13 protein-coding genes are annotated in these 14226 nt (G+C 49.1%); 5 read left to right on the forward strand and 8 right to left on the reverse strand.

Annotated features, from left to right (window positions below; translation table 11 throughout):
• Positions 1–51: 51 nt before the first annotated feature.
• From ACJHWR_RS07510 to leuS, 5 genes are read right to left on the reverse strand one after another with little or no spacing between them, the layout of a single operon-like run.
• Positions 52–663: an adenosylcobalamin/alpha-ribazole phosphatase gene (locus ACJHWR_RS07510; protein WP_001241895.1), complete on the reverse strand. Its 612-nt coding sequence runs from the start codon at positions 661–663 to the stop codon at positions 52–54.
• 23 nt (positions 664–686) lie between these two features.
• A complete protein-coding gene (gene nadD / locus ACJHWR_RS07515; RefSeq protein ID WP_000838889.1) occupies positions 687–1328 on the reverse strand; it encodes a nicotinate-nucleotide adenylyltransferase in 642 nt (213 codons plus the stop codon).
• A gap of 1 nt (position 1329) precedes the next feature.
• Positions 1330–2361 carry a DNA polymerase III subunit delta gene (holA, locus tag ACJHWR_RS07520; protein ID WP_000620530.1) on the reverse strand — a complete coding sequence of 344 codons (1032 nt, stop codon included), beginning with the start codon at positions 2359–2361 and terminating at the stop codon, positions 1330–1332.
• A complete protein-coding gene (lptE, locus tag ACJHWR_RS07525) occupies positions 2361–2942 on the reverse strand; it encodes an LPS assembly lipoprotein LptE (protein WP_001269673.1) in 582 nt (193 codons plus the stop codon). The genes holA and lptE overlap by 1 nt, the downstream gene beginning before the upstream one ends.
• A 14-nt stretch (positions 2943–2956) precedes the next feature.
• Positions 2957–5539, reverse strand: coding sequence for a leucine--tRNA ligase (leuS, locus tag ACJHWR_RS07530; RefSeq protein ID WP_012311951.1), 2583 nt, complete (start codon positions 5537–5539; stop codon positions 2957–2959).
• 234 nt (positions 5540–5773) lie between these two features.
• Between leuS and ACJHWR_RS07535 the strand changes: the two genes are divergently transcribed.
• Entirely contained in the window at positions 5774–6256 is a 483-nt protein-coding gene (locus ACJHWR_RS07535; protein WP_001044880.1) for a zinc ribbon-containing protein, read from the forward strand.
• A gap of 70 nt (positions 6257–6326) precedes the next feature.
• Here the strand turns inward: ACJHWR_RS07535 and ybeQ are convergent, their stop codons facing one another.
• Complete coding sequence (gene ybeQ / locus ACJHWR_RS07540; protein ID WP_001361274.1) at positions 6327–7304, reverse strand: Sel1 family TPR-like repeat protein YbeQ; 978 nt, start codon at positions 7302–7304, stop codon at positions 6327–6329.
• A 163-nt stretch (positions 7305–7467) separates the two neighbouring features.
• Between ybeQ and ACJHWR_RS07545 the strand changes: the two genes are divergently transcribed.
• Both ACJHWR_RS07545 and ACJHWR_RS07550 read left to right on the forward strand, forming a co-directional pair.
• Entirely contained in the window at positions 7468–8175 is a 708-nt protein-coding gene (locus ACJHWR_RS07545) for a DUF1266 domain-containing protein (RefSeq protein WP_000367049.1), read from the forward strand.
• Positions 8172–9599, forward strand: coding sequence for a J domain-containing protein (locus ACJHWR_RS07550; protein WP_000786592.1), 1428 nt, complete (start codon positions 8172–8174; stop codon positions 9597–9599). The genes ACJHWR_RS07545 and ACJHWR_RS07550 overlap by 4 nt, the downstream gene beginning before the upstream one ends.
• A 9-nt stretch (positions 9600–9608) precedes the next feature.
• On the opposite strand, the gene ACJHWR_RS07555 is transcribed toward ACJHWR_RS07550, so the two are convergent.
• Entirely contained in the window at positions 9609–10163 is a 555-nt protein-coding gene (locus tag ACJHWR_RS07555; RefSeq protein ID WP_001035660.1) for a tetratricopeptide repeat protein, read from the reverse strand.
• A gap of 101 nt (positions 10164–10264) precedes the next feature.
• On the opposite strand from ACJHWR_RS07555, the gene ACJHWR_RS07560 reads away from it, so the two are divergent.
• Positions 10265–10972, forward strand: a complete 708-nt coding sequence (locus tag ACJHWR_RS07560) for a DUF1266 domain-containing protein (protein WP_001030943.1) — start codon at positions 10265–10267, stop codon at positions 10970–10972.
• Entirely contained in the window at positions 10969–12420 is a 1452-nt protein-coding gene (gene djlC / locus ACJHWR_RS07565; protein ID WP_001361275.1) for a co-chaperone DjlC, read from the forward strand. The genes ACJHWR_RS07560 and djlC overlap by 4 nt, the downstream gene beginning before the upstream one ends.
• Before the next feature lie 110 nt (positions 12421–12530).
• On the opposite strand, the gene hscC is transcribed toward djlC, so the two are convergent.
• Entirely contained in the window at positions 12531–14201 is a 1671-nt protein-coding gene (gene hscC / locus ACJHWR_RS07570; RefSeq protein WP_000367864.1) for a molecular chaperone HscC, read from the reverse strand.
• Positions 14202–14226 lie beyond the last annotated feature (25 nt).

A 14226-nucleotide genomic window follows, 5' to 3' on the forward strand; every position in this document is an offset into this window, starting at 1 on the left:
GCCCGGGGCTGTCAATGGTCGTTGCGGCTTACCCGTAAAAAAACAGAAAAGTCATGCATTCTCGACCCCGATGGCACGGCTATTGAGGACGCGTAGCGTCGCGAATTTTTGGTTGATATCAATGGCGCTCCAACACCCTTGATCAACGCGAAAATGCCACATAGCCTCGGCAGGCATGCCAATTAAACGAGCGATTAACAGACTCAGTACACCCTGATGGCTGACGACTAAAATATTCTGATAGTGCTGAAATTCACTAAGCCTTGCGATAAACCGTTCCACACGTTGTGAAAATGCCTGAAATCCTTCACCGTTCGTGGGGATAGCATGCTGCCAGTCATTGCACCACGCGCTATAGTTTTCGGCATCTTCTTGCATGAGGTCGCGATGATGTCGCATCTCCCAGTCGCCAAAAAACATTTCGTTGAGTTCAGGGATGATTTGCACGGGGAGCTGGCGATCACTGAGAACCCGTCGCGCGGTATGCTGTGCCCGTTCCAGTTCACTGCATAAAACCAGGTCAAAGGAAACATCATGTAGCAGCGTATGCAGATTTTGCGCTTGCTCAATACCGCGTGCGGTCAGGGGAGTGGGCGCATGACCGCTGTACAGACCATCGACATTCGCTTGCGTTTCGCCATGACGAATTAACCACAGTCGCATCATGCCCTCCGTAACGACAGGTATCAGCGATACAAGCCTTGTTGGTTAATGTAAGTCAGTACCGGTTCCGGCAATAAATCCTCACACGATTCACCGTTTTGCAAACGTTCGCGGATGATGGTCGCCGAGATGTTAAACCACGGCGTTTCAGCCAGATAAATTTTACCGGCAGGCTGAAGGTGAAGATCTTCCGGGTTATGTGTCAAATGATCTTCCAGCCATTGCTGGTATTGCGGTTGCGCCATTTCAAGTGGGTAACCTGGACGCCGACAGACGATCAAATGTGCATTGTCGAGTATCGTTTCGTATTCGTACCAGGTCGGAAAGGTCAGCAATGAATCCTGACCAATAATAAACGCCAGCGGCACGTCCGGTCCTTGTTCCTGCCGCCACTCTTTCAGTGTTTGCGCAGTGTAAGAGGGGGCATTGCGCTTTAGCTCGCGTTCATCAAGAGTAAATAATGGCTTGTCGGCAATCGCCAGTTCAAGCATGTGTTTACGCTGCACGCTGTTCGCTTCCGGCTGGGGACGATGCGGAGGAACATTATTAGGGATGATTGTGACCCGCGTCAGACCAATCAAATTCGCCAGCGTTTCCACGGGTTTAAGATGACCATAGTGCACCGGATCAAAGGTGCCGCCAAACAGAGCCTGTAAAGATTTCATATCAACCGTCGATAAATACGTCCGCCAGGGGTTTATGGCACAACAGAAGAGATAACCCTTCCAGCTCTGCCCACACTGACTGACCGTAATCTTGTTTGAGGGTGAGTTCCGTTCGTGTCAGGAGTTGCACGGCCTGACGTAACTGCGGCTGGCTTAAGCGATTTAACGCCTCGCCCATCATGCCCCGGCGGTTCTGCCATACCCGATGCTTATCAAACAATGCACGCAGTGGCATATGGGCAGACTGGCGTTTCAGGTTAACCAGTAACAACAGTTCACGTTGTAATGTGCGCAACAAAATAACCGGTTCGCTGCCTTCCAGACGCAGTTGCTGAAGAATATGCAACGCGCGCTTACTTTTTCCCATCAACAAAGCATCAACCCAATGAAAAGGGGTGAAATGCGCGGCATCATTCACCGCCTGTTCAACGCGCGGTAATGTCAGTTTGCCGTCTGGCCAGAGCAGCGATAAACGCTCCAGTGCCTGGGCCAGCGCCAGCAGGTTACCTTCATAACAGTAGCAGAGCACCTGATTTGCAGCGTCATCCAGTTCTAAGTTGAGCTGTTTTGCACGCGCAGCAACCCAGCGGGGAAGCTGAGCCTGCTCCGGTGTCTGACAGGTCACCTGCACGCTGCGATTCGCAAGAGCAGTAAACCAGGCGGCATTTTCTTGCGCTTTGCTTAATTTATTACCGCGGACGATCAACAGCAGGTCGTCATGCAGAAGTCCGGTGAGTGTGAGAAGTTGTTCATTGATCGCCGCATTCGGTCCGTTTTCTGGTAACAACAGCAATAGCGTTTGTCGACTGGCAAACAGACTCATAGCCTGGCATAACGAAAAGATCGCATTCCAGTCAGTGTTGGGATCAATGGAAAAAGTGTGGTGTTCTTCGAATCCTTGTGCCGCAGCGACCTGACGAACAGCGTCCTGGCTTTCCTGCAATAACAGAGGATCGTTACCAAGTAAAAGATACGCCGCGCGCAGCCCTTCATTGAGCTGCGCGCGGAGTTGTTCCGGGTACAACCGAATCATCAGTTACCCAGCGTGGTGGAGACGCGTGCAGGCGTTGCCGGAGTATCCGTTGTGGTCGACGTCTGTTCTTCGTCGGAACGAATATCCGCAGCACGGATGCTTGGCAGCTTACGAATCAGCTGTTCGGCAGCACGGTCGTACATCTCTTTTACGATCATGTCTTGTTCGTTATCTTTCGCTAACGCCATTTGCGGGTTATCGAAGAACGAACGGAAGACTTTGGCGCTAATCGGGTAGATATCACGGCCGGGGATCAACACGGTCGCATTCACCGTCATGATCATCTGATACTCTGCTGTTTGACCGTTACGGAATACCGATGCGGTATCTTTCGCGATGCTCACTTTACCCAAACGCAGGGATGGAACGTCCTTACGCGTGGTTTCTTTATCAAGCAACTCGACACCATTCAGACGTAACTGATTACGCACCGCACGGCTTAATGGCCCGTTCGGATCGCCTGAGTCCAGGATCATGACCTTCATAGTGGAAGGAACCTGCGTGGTATCACGCAGATGCCAGCCACACCCGGCGGTGATTAACACCGCCAGAGATAACAACAATGTTGCCAGATATCGCACGCTTCCTCCCGCGCTTAGCCAACGACCAGATTGAGGAGTTTACCTGGTACGTAAATCACTTTACGTACAGTAACGCCATCAAGATATTTTGCTACCAGATGTTCCTGGCCAGCACGTTCGCGAACCTGTTCTTCCGTTGCGTCCACCGGAACGGTGATTTTTGCACGGACTTTACCGTTAACCTGCACCACGACCAGCGTGGAGTCTTCCACCATCGCTTTTTCGTCAGCAACCGGCCACGGCGCGTTGTCGATATCGCCTTCGCCTTTCAGTTCCTGCCACAGCGTGAAGCAGATGTGTGGGGTGAACGGGTTAAGCATACGGATTACCGCCAGCAGCGCTTCCTGCATCAGGGCGCGATCCTGCTCGCTATCGGTCGGTGCTTTCGCCAGTTTGTTCATCAGCTCCATAATCGCCGCAATAGCGGTGTTGAAGGTCTGACGACGGCCGATATCATCGGTCACTTTAGCGATAGTTTTATGCACATCGCGACGCAGCGCTTTCTGATCTTCAGTCAGCGCATCAACGTTCAGTGCCGCAACATCACCTTTTGCTGTGTGCTCGTACACCAGTTTCCAGACACGTTTCAGGAAGCGGTTAGCCCCTTCCACGCCGGATTCCTGCCATTCGAGAGTCATATCCGCCGGAGAAGCAAACATCATAAACAGACGAACGGTGTCCGCGCCGTAACGTTCAACCATCACCTGCGGGTCGATACCGTTGTTCTTCGACTTGGACATTTTGCTCATGCCGGTATAAACCAGTTCATGACCTGCCGCGTCTTTCGCTTTCACGATACGGCCTTTCTCGTCACGTTCAACGATAGCATCAACCGGGGAAACCCAGTTACGTTCGCCGTTTTCGCCAACATAGTAGAAGGCATCTGCCAGCACCATACCCTGACACAGCAACTGTTTCGCTGGTTCGTCAGAGTTCACCATGCCTGCATCACGCATCAGTTTGTGGAAGAAGCGGAAGTAGAGCAGGTGCATAATGGCGTGTTCGATACCACCAATGTAGATATCCACCGGCAGCCAGTAGTTAGCCGCTTTGGAATCCAGCATACCTTCTTTGTACTCCGGGCAAGTGTAGCGCGCATAGTACCAGGAGGACTCCATAAAGGTGTCGAAAGTGTCGGTTTCACGCAGCGCTGGCATACCGTTAACGGTAGTTTTTGCCCACTCCGGATCTGCTTTAATCGGGCTGGTAATACCGTCCATCACCACATCTTCCGGCAGGATCACCGGCAGCTGGTCGTCCGGGGTCGGCATCACAGTGCCGTCTTCCAGCGTTACCATCGGAATTGGCGCGCCCCAGTAACGTTGACGGGAAACACCCCAGTCGCGCAGGCGGTAGTTCACTTTACGCTCGCCAACGCCCATCGCAGTCAGTTTATCGGCGATGGCGTTGAAGGCCGCTTCATGGTCAAGACCGTTGAACTCGCCAGAGTTGAACAGAACGCCTTTTTCAGTCAGGGCTTGCTGAGAAAGATCTGGCTCAGAGCCGTCAGCTGCCAGGATAACCGGTTTGATGTTCAGGCCGTATTTAGAGGCAAACTCGTAGTCGCGCTGGTCGTGACCCGGAACCGCCATAACTGCGCCCGTGCCGTACTCCATCAATACGAAGTTTGCTGCCCAAACGGGAATTTCTTCGCCCGTTAATGGGTGAACCGCTTTAAAGCCAGTATCGACGCCTTTTTTCTCCATCGTTGCCATTTCAGCTTCGGCAACTTTGGTGTTACGGCATTCGTCAATAAAGGCCGCCAGTTCAGGATTATTTTCCGCCGCTTTCTGCGCCAGCGGATGACCCGCCGCTACCGCCAGGTAGCTACAACCCATAAAGGTGTCCGGACGGGTAGTGTAAACGGTCAGCGTGTTGTCATAGTCGTTAACGTTGAAGGTGATTTCCACGCCTTCGGAACGACCGATCCAGTTACGCTGCATGGTTTTAACGGTGTCTGGCCAGTGATCCAGTTTATCCAGATCGTTAAGCAGCTCGTCAGCGTAAGCGGTGATTTTGATAAACCACTGCGGGATCTCTTTACGTTCAACTTTGGTATCGCAGCGCCAGCAGCAGCCGTCGATAACTTGTTCGTTCGCCAGTACGGTCTGGTCGTTCGGGCACCAGTTGACCGCAGAAGTCTTTTTATATACCAGGCCTTTTTTATACAGCTCGGTGAAGAATTTCTGTTCCCAACGGTAGTATTCCGGCGTACAGGTTGCCAGCTCGCGGCTCCAGTCATAACCAAAGCCCAGCATTTTGAGCTGGTTTTTCATGTATGCGATGTTGTCGTACGTCCACGGTGCCGGAGCGGTGTTGTTTTTCACCGCCGCGCCTTCCGCAGGCAGACCAAACGCGTCCCAGCCGATCGGCTGCAGGACGTTTTTGCCCAGCATACGCTGGTAGCGGGCGATCACGTCACCGATGGTGTAGTTACGTACGTGGCCCATGTGTAGTCGACCAGAAGGATAGGGAAGCATAGACAGGCAGTAATACTTCTCTTTGCTCTCGTCTTCGGTTACTTCAAATGTGCGCTTCTCATCCCAATGAAGCTGTACTTTGGATTCTATCTCTTCCGGGCGGTATTGCTCTTGCATGGCAGCCAGTGGTCCTGTTTTCAATACGGCTACAAATGTAGCGTTGAGGTGGTTTTTCAGATCCGCATAGCATAGCCCAAACGTCCGCGTCAAAACAGCCTTTCGCGCACTCGACGTTGAAATGATGCCCGGATTATTCATACATTAATTTACAGAGTTTGTGGGCGTATTAGCAAAGCAAGGAACAAAGAACGTCTATTATTATAGTCAGTTAACGACCCGGGAGATGAAACGATGAACAAGGTTGCTCAATATTACCGTGAACTGGTCGCGTCACTGAGCGAACGCCTGCGTAATGGGGAACGTGATATCGACGCACTGGTGGAGCAGGCGCGCGAGCGCGTAATAAAAACAGGGGAGTTAACGCGAACCGAGGTCGATGAGCTGACGCGAGCTGTCAGACGTGACCTGGAAGAGTTCGCCATGAGCTATGAAGAGAGCCTGAAAGAAGAATCTGACAGCGTCTTTATGCGGGTGATTAAAGAAAGCTTATGGCAGGAGCTGGCAGACATCACCGATAAAACGCAGCTTGAATGGCGCGAAGTTTTCCAGGACCTCAATCATCATGGGGTTTATCACAGCGGAGAAGTGGTAGGGCTGGGAAATCTGGTCTGCGAGAAATGTCATTTCCATCTCCCAATCTACACACCGGAAGTGCTGACGCTATGCCCGAAATGTGGTCATGACCAGTTCCAGAGACGCCCGTTCGAGCCTTAATGGTCTGATTTCGCACAGCAATAAAGAGAATATGGGCCGAATAAAATTCCCCGGCCCTTGTTTTTATCTCTTACAGTAAATCTTCAATCTCACGGATTTCTTGACTGACATCCCTGGTACCGGATGCCTGAACTTTACGATACAGGTCGAGAGCCTGTCGGAGATCGACAGGTCTTCCTTCTCCGTAGTGATACATAATGGCCAGGTTATACCAGGCAGTGGCGTCATTGCATTCAGCGGCTTTCATAAACCATTCAAAGGCGGCCTGATAATCTTTCTCAACGCCTTGTCCATGTTTATACATATAACCGATGTTGACGTAAGCGCCGACGCTTTCCTGAGCGGCAGCCTTCAGATACCAGTACATCGCTTGCTTATAGTCCTGGTCCACCCCTTCGCCAGCGTTATAATCCCATGCAATTTGAAACTGGGCATGCCGATTACCCTGCTGTGCGCTTTTCAAATACCAGAATGCGGCGAGTGTCTTGTTTTGAGCAACGCCTTCTCCGTCTTTATAGAGATCGGCCAGGTTGTCTTGCGCGTAACTATGGCCTTGTAATGCAGCTTGTTTGTACCAGAAAAATGCCAGCGCATAGTCTTGTGCGACTCCGTTACCATTTCTGTACATCCATCCAAGATTATTTTGCGCATAAGGCATTCCGCTCTCCGCGGCTATCTGATACCAGGCAACCGCTTCTTTATAGTTGGGGTCTTCTCCACGATCCAGTATCCAGCCAAGGGCGTTGGAAGCGAAAGTATGGCCTTGTAGGGCAGCTTTTTTCAGCCAAAAGATGGCTTGCTCATTATCTTTATGACGGCTTTTATCCTCGGAGTATTTCCGCCCTAAGGAATATTGTGCTTCACAATGGCCTTGTTCAGCGGCAAGCTTCAGCCAGTAGAAGGCTTTTTCGTCGTCCGGAGAGTCAATTGCGCTATCGCGATTATAATAAAACCCAACAATATATTGAGCCTCGCTATCGCCTTTTTCAGCACGTTTAACAATCTTTTCTATTGATAAATTATCGCAGCAACTTGACGTAAAAATCATTATCATTTCCTTATGGTTGCATATAAAACATATTATATTTTTATGTGTTCCATTTTTGCGTAAGCCTTATTTTATGCGTATTATGTTGCGTCAGAAAAGTATAAATAAATGAGCCTCGCAACGTGGTTAATATTCATTGAATGAATATTTAAGGATGAATTATATGGACATGGAGTCGCAAAAAATATTGTTTGCACTTTCCACTCCGATGGAAATACGCAATGAATGCTGTTTACCTTCGCATTCATCCCCCAAAATGTATTTAGGTACACGCTTTTTTGACCTTTCTTCCTCCTGGAGAATTGATGACCGTGATGACCTGCTGCGCACAATTTACCGAATGATTGATAACGGTCATGCCGCGCGGTTGGCAGGGTTTTATCACTGCTGGTTTCGTTATTCGCCATGTGAATGGCGTGACTATCTTGCTGAATTAAATGAGCAAGGTCAGGCTTATGCGCAATTTGTCGCCAGCACCGCCGAATGCTGTGGTGAGGGAGGAATTAAAGCCTGGGATTATGTCCGGATGGGTTTTTTAAGCCGAATGGGCGTACTTAATAACTGGTTGAGTGAAGAAGAAAGCCTGTGGATCCAGTCGCGCATTCATCTACGGGCTCTACGTTATTATAGTCACTGGCGGCAATACTTTGCCGGTTATACCTTTGGTCGGCAATATTGGCAGTCTCCCGAGGATGATGATCTGCCTTTATTACGTGAATTCTTAGCGCGTAAAGAATACGACGATTCCGGCAATGATATGTTTTATCAATTATTTGCCAGTGACGATGCATATTACGCGACCTTACCCTGGCAACCACTGGCTGACTACCCCACATGCCCGGAAACGCTTAAGGATATGAGCGACCTATGAAAAATTGCTGGAAGATTCTCGAAATAGAGGAAACGACTGACGTAGATATTATCCGCCGCGCTTATCTGGCGCTGTTACCGTCCTTTCATCCAGAAACCGATCCGCAGGGTTTTAAACAACTTCGTCAGGCGTATGAGGACGCGCTACGGATTGCGCAGTCGCCTGCTAAATCTGTTTGGCAACCAGAAGAACATGAAGTTGCAGAACATGAAATTCTGCTCGCCTTTCGTGCGTTACTCGCCTCTGATAGCGAACGTTTTCTGCCCTCTGCCTGGCAGCGATTCATTCAGCAATTAAATTATTGCTCGATGGAAGATATTGATGAATTACGCTGGTCGCTGTGCACAATAGCCATGAACACTGCCCATTTATCCTTCGAGTGCGTGGTGTTATTAGCAGAAAGATTGCGGTGGTTGCAGGAGGAAAACGTCGGGGAAATAGACGAAGAAGAACTGGAATCCTTTTTATATGCCATTGCGAAGGGGAATGTTTTTAACTTCCAGACCATTCTGCATCTGCCCGTTGCCGTACAAAATGACACCATTGATTTTTACCAAATGTTCGCTCGGATTTGGTCATCGCATCCAGAATGGCTGACATTGTATTTAGCGCAACATCGCGCAGTGATTATCCCCGATGATGCAAATTTGCACAGAAATTTACTCCGCTGGTATAGCACAAGCCGTCTGGATATCCCCGAACTTCTGGATTACGCCCGGTCGTGGCGGGAAGCTGAACCTGATAATGAAGATGCGCGTTATTATGAATACGCGCAACGCGTCTATTGTGGAGAAGGCGAAAGCCTGCTGGCAGAACTTTGTGACTACTGGCGCGAGTATCCCTCCACCCAGGCGGATGCTTTAATGTTGCAATGGTGCCGTCAGCATCGGGTCGATTATTACCCGTTAGTGGTGATGATGATTGAAGCGCGTGATCTGGTTAACGATCAGGGAAAACCGCTACTTTATGTCCCTGGTGACAGCGCTCGTACGCGTTTTCATTTATACGAAATACTCAGTGATGAAAAACTCTCTGCGCTGGGGCGTTCTCTGGTCGAGATGGTTTTGCACAAAGGACGTAAGCCGCGGATCTCACTCACGCGTGATACAGAACATCCCTTATGGCCATTATATTTAGTTGCTAAACAATTAGTTCAGGCCAGCCAACCGACAGAAGAATCATTAATGCCGATCGTCAGCCGCCTTGATGCAGAAGATCGTTGTCCACTGGAAGCATTAATGATTCGTCGATTATTAATTCAGGCGGCAAATTTTACCGAGAAGCAAACCGTCGAACCGGAGCCGCAACCGCAGTCGATGCCCGTTGACGATGGTGGGCCGGGCTGCCTGGGCGTCATCAAAATTATTTTCTACATTTTTATCTTTGCCGGTTTGATAGGGAAAATACTCCATCTGTTCGGGTGACAGTCGACGTTAATGTGCGGGAAGCCCGGCAAGTAATCTTTCCGCGTTTTTGTAATGTTGTTTGGCGGCCAGTTTTAACCATTTTTGAGATTCATAATGGTTAACATTAATACCTGAGCCGTTTCTGTAGATCAAACCTAAAGTATATTGAGCATGAGCATACCCTTGTTCAGCTGCTTCCTTATACCAGAGAATTGCTTTACGGGTATCGGGTTTGACCCCCAGACCTTTGAGGTAGATCCACCCCAGTTTACTTTGCGCGCGTGGATTTTCCTGTTCCGCTGATTGCTCATACCAGTATCTCGCCTGTGTATAATCCAGTGGTTTACCGTCGCTACCATGAAGATAAAATTCTCCAAGGCGATATTGCGACGTTGAGTGACCATGAATCGCGGAAAGCTCCGTGGCTGCCGTGGTGAATGGAAGACTGCCCGGTGAGCTTAAATAATCAAAGGCATAATTCGCCATGGCTTTATCACGCAACGTCGTTTTCTTGGGTTGGCTAATACAGGTTATTGCTGCAACTATAAATATTGCGAATATATACATTAATTTTTTATTCATGAGTGAATGCTTCGATTTTCTTTTTATTTTGAAAGCGTCAAGTTTATACTCATCAATAATAAAAAAGTAGTCAGTTAATGCACATAAGGGATTATTAACAAATGAATAAGGAAGAACAATATCTTCTTTTTGCGCTTTCTACGCCCATGGAAATACTTAATCAGGGTTGCAAGCCCGCGCATGACTCGCCAAAAATGTATACCGGGATAAAAGAATTCGATCTCTCATCATCCTGGGGAATAAATAATCGTGATGATTTAATTCAGACTATTTATCAGATGACCGATGATGGTCATGCCAATGATTTAGCTGGCTTATATCTGACATGGCATCGCTCTTCCCCTGAAGAGTGGAAAGCATTAATTGCTGGCGGCTCGGAGAGAGGGTTGATTTATACCCAATTCGTTGCCCAAACCGCTATGTGTTGTGGGGAAGGGGGAATCAAAGCCTGGGATTATGTGCGGATGGGTTTTTTATCACGGGTTGGTGTGCTCAACAAGTGGCTGACGGAAGACGAGAGTTTATGGCTGCAATCGCGCGTCTATATACGAGCACACCATTACTATCACAGCTGGATGCACTATTTTTCCGCCTATTCGTTAGGGCGTCTCTACTGGCAATCTTCTCAGTGCGAAGACAACGCTTCGCTACGCGAGGCGCTAACCCTGTACAAATACGATAGCGCCGGGAGTCGGATGTTCGAAGAGCTGGCAGCGGGAAGCGACCGTTTCTATGCCACGCTTCCCTGGCAGCCATTAACTGTCCAGCCTGAATGCCCGGTAACGCTTAAGGATGTGAGCGACCTATGAAAACATGTTGGCAAATCCTCGAAATTGAAAGCACGACGCAAATAGACATTATCCGCCAGGCTTATCTTGCTCGCTTACCGTTGTGTCATCCCGAAACCGATCCGCAGGGGTTTAAAGCATTACGCCAGGCCTATGAAGAGGCGCTGCGACTGGCGGTAAATCCTGTCGAGGAAGCAGATGATGAAGAAAAAGATGCCGCCGCTGAACATGAAATACTACGTGCATTCAGGGCATTACTGGATTCTGAAAGTGATCGTTTTCAGCCCTCCGCCTGGCAGAAATTTATTCAGCAATTAAATACCTGGAACATGGAGGATGTCGATCAATTACGCTGGCCGCTGTGTGCAGTCGCTATAGAAGCGCGATATCTTTCATTAAATTGTGCTTCTTTGCTGGCAGAGCGTTTGAACTGGCATTCGTTTAATGACAGCGAAGGAATGGATGAGGAAGAAAGGGAGGCTTTTCTTGAGGCCATTCAGGCTGGTGATTGTTTCGATTTCCTTAGCCTTCTGGAATATCCCGTCGCGTTGCAGAACCAGACTGTTGAGTATTACTTCGCGCTGGAACGCTGCTGCCGTTACCATCCTGACTATGTCACTGCGTTTATGGCAATGGAAGGTCCGTGGTTCATTCCTGATGATGTCAAGTTACATCGCAAACTGTTGCGCTGGTACAGCTCGGTGAAAACAGGTATGGCGGAACTTATTCCTGTTGCCCAACAGTGGCAAGCAGAAAATCCAGAAAGCGAAGATGCCCGTTATTACCAGTGTGCGCAACGGTTGTACTGTGGCGAGGGGGAAAGCCTGCTTGCCGATCTCTGCGCATACCGGGAGAGTTACCCATCTACACAAGCTGATAATTTGTTGTTGCAGTGGAGCAAGCGTCATTGCCCGGATTATTTCGCGTTATTAGTGATGGTTATCGAAGCGCGAAGCATGATAGATGCGCAAGGTCAACCGTTGAAATATGTTCCTGGTGAGAGCGCCCGGACGCGGCTGTTATGGGCGGAAATTTTACATAGCGGAAAATTATCGCCGTTAGGTCAATCGTTTATTGAGTCGTTATTCTTCAAGCGCAAAGCATGGGCATGGTGGAAATCGAGAGTCGGTAGCGAGACAGAACAAGATTCACCGTTACTGGATTTGTATCGGGTAGCGGAACAGGTTGTGCTGGAAGCGTTCCCGAAACAAGAGATGCTGGCCCGTCTTAATACAAGGCTGGAAGGTGGAGATGCTCATCCATTAGAGGCCATTATCACGCGGATGCTGTTGACGAAAGTGAAACTCGAGCCGGAGGATGAAGATGTCGATGAGCCAACACCTGAAAACCACGAAGAAAAAAATGATGAGGATGAAAAACCACAGAGCATTACCAGCATTATCAAAATCAGCTTAACGGTGCTGGTGATAGGTTACGCGATCGGTAAAATCGCGATGTTGTTCAGTTAGATGTGAGGCTAACGCATCTTATCCTTCAACGTCGGATGCGATGCTAACGCATCTTATCCGACCTACGAGTAGGCCGGATAAGGCGTTTACGCCGCATCCGGCAGCCGTGTTTAAGGGATCTCAATGGCCAAATAATCGCTCGCCCGTCGACGAACTTCATCGACGCGGGCCATATCGTTTGATTGCAGCGCCGCATCAAAATCGGTGATTACCCGGCCAATCTCTTCTCGCTCGTCACCCAGCGCCCGCGCCCATAACTCTTCCAGTTTGGCTTTAAAGGTACGGTTGATGAGCATATCGCGCGGATAAATTTTTAATGCGGATAACCGTGCCCGACTCTCTTCAATTTGCTGGGTACTTAACGTTACCGGGCTGTGGTTAATGACTCTGGACTTAACGCTGCCGTCTTCCAGAAGCACGTCAACTTCAAGCAATCCGTTAATATCATAACTAAAGCGAATATCAATAGACTGATAAGCCCCGGTTTTCTTCAGCGGAACATCAAAGGATTCAACCAGTATATTATTCTTAACTTTGTGATTTTCTCCCTGATAAACATTAATCGTTATTGAATCCTGCTCCGGGTGCATGGTCGAGTAAGTTTCTACTCGCGACACCGGCACAGTGGTATTTCGTTCAATAATCGGTGAGAAAATGCCGGAAACGCCCTGGCGGTTAACTTCAACACCTAAGGAGTAGGGGCAAATATCAGTGAGGATCACTTCTTCAATATCTTCACTGCGTAAGCGGCAGGCGGCCTGGATTGCTGCGCCCAGCGCGACAATGGTGCTCGGATCGTAACTTTGATACGGTAATTTGCCAAACAGACGCACGGCGATTCGCTGCACCAGCGGCATTTGTGATGCGCCGCCAACCAGCACCAGACTGTCGATTTGACTTGGCTTCAGACGTGCATCGCGCAACGCCTGTTCAATCGGCACTCGCAAGCGATTGAGCAGCGGCAACCACAAATCTTCCAGTTCGTTCTCGTAAAATTCGCACTCACGCGTTTCTTCCTGATACTGCCAGCTAATTTGCAGCGGTAATTGATTGCTACATTTTGCCGCTTCCACGCTGGTGTACAGGGCTGCCAGCTCACTTTCGTTGAGCATGTTTTTAGCCACTGCGGCGCGTTTTAAAACTTCATCCACCAGCATATGAGTAAAATCTTCGCCGCCAAGAAAGTTGTCGCCAGCGGAGGCGTGAACTTCAATCACCGGCGTGGCGTATTCGAGCACCGTGACGTCAAACGTGCCGCCACCGAGATCAAAAACCAGCGAGCGGGTATTTTGTTGCGTATGCAGGCCATATGCCATCGCAGCTGCTGTGGGTTCATTAATTAAGCGTACCGCATTTAACCCGGCTAACTCCGCTGCTAAACGGGTATGCTTGCGTTGTTCATCGCTGAAATAAGCCGGAACGGAGATCACCACATCTTTAATCGGACGTTGCAGAAATTCTTCGGCATCTTCTTTTAATGAGCGTAATACCAAAGAGGACAGTTCTGGCGCGTTAAATGTGTCGCTGCCTAACCGCCAGTTGGTATTACTGCCCATTGCACGTTTAAATAACGCTGCCGTTTTATCCGGATGCGAAGTACGCCGTGATACAGCCGGTTTTCCGACTAAAATATGATTATTTTCATCCATGCTAATTATGGATGGTGTTAAATATTCACCGAACTTATTTGGAATTAATTGCGCGGCACCGTCTTTCCAGACGGCAATTAAACTATTGGTAGTACCGAGATCGATACCAATGGCGAGTTCTGCATTATCCATTGCATTTATATCTTGAAAGAAAAAG

This window comes from Escherichia sp. WS568 (assembly GCF_046486085.1).
GTDB lineage: Bacteria > Pseudomonadota > Gammaproteobacteria > Enterobacterales > Enterobacteriaceae > Escherichia > Escherichia coli.